This is a genomic window from Arenibacter flavimaris (assembly GCF_030291335.1).
GTDB lineage: Bacteria > Bacteroidota > Bacteroidia > Flavobacteriales > Flavobacteriaceae > Arenibacter.
Genome location: NZ_JASWIM010000091.1, coordinates 1 through 1,155, shown reverse-complemented (window position 1 = coordinate 1,155; position 1,155 = coordinate 1). Strand labels below are relative to the sequence as shown.

Here is a 1,155-nt window from a genome sequence, read left to right as displayed (position 1 = left end):
TCCTTCCAATAGTTGGGACGAAGCGGACTGTGACGGGGATGGGGTAACCAACGGGGATGAGAAAGAAGATGGCACGGATCCATTGGACCCTTGCGATTACAACCCTGAACATATTACCTTGGCCCAGAGCGGCGACTATTTAACAGTTGATTGTGACGGGGACGGAGTAACCAATGGGGATGAGAAGGAAGACGGTACGGATCCATTGGATTCCTGCGATTTTGTATTGGCCCACCAAACTGTAGCTCCTTCCAATAGTTGGGACGAAGCGGACTGTGACGGGGATGGGGTAACCAACGGGGATGAGAAAGAAGATGGCACGGATCCATTGGACCCTTGCGATTACAACCCTGAACATATTACCTTGGCTCAGAGCGGCGACTATTTAACAGTTGATTGTGACGGGGACGGAGTAACCAATGGGGATGAGAAGGAAGACGGTACGGATCCATTGGATTCCTGCGATTTTGTATTGGCCCACCAAACTGTAGCTCCTTCCAATAGTTGGGACGAAGCCGACTGTGACGGGGATGGGGTAACCAACGGGGGTGAGAAAGAAGACGGCACAGATCCATTGGATCCCTGCGATTATAATCCAGAAAGTGTTACGTTAACCCCTACTGTTGATTGGGAGGTTCTTGATTGTGATAATGATGGAAATCCGAATGGAACCGATCCGGATCCACTTGTAGCGACTGCAAGGGATGACTCAGGGTCGACCCCTGCCTTGACAGAGGTGGCAATCAATATTTTGGAGAATGATGATTACTTGCCCAATAATGACCCTGATAATTTGGGAATTACAAATCTATCCATGATTGGTGGTAGCGCTTTGGGAATTGTATCTTTTGATGAAGAAACTGGCTTTTTGACATATACTCCAGTGGAATCCGAATCCAACACAACTGTTACTATAGTTTATCAGGTATGTAATGTTATTCCCGATCCCAGTGTTTGCGCATCGGCCACGGTAAGCATTCAGGTAGGCCCCGATTTGGACAATGCAATCGATGCGGTGGACGACGGATATAGTGTGGATACGGGTGTAAGTGGTGTGGTTCCGGGAAGCAACGTACTGGACAACGATACCATCAACGGTGAGCTGGTAGCTGCAGAGGAAGTAATACTTACATCTACACCAACGGATGAACTTAC

The 1,155-nt window shown here is 48.4% G+C and carries 1 pseudogene; it reads left to right on the top strand.

Annotated elements, in window-relative coordinates:
• Window positions 1–1,155 (top strand): annotated as a pseudogene (locus QSE00_RS25130) (hypothetical protein); the annotation flags it as partial.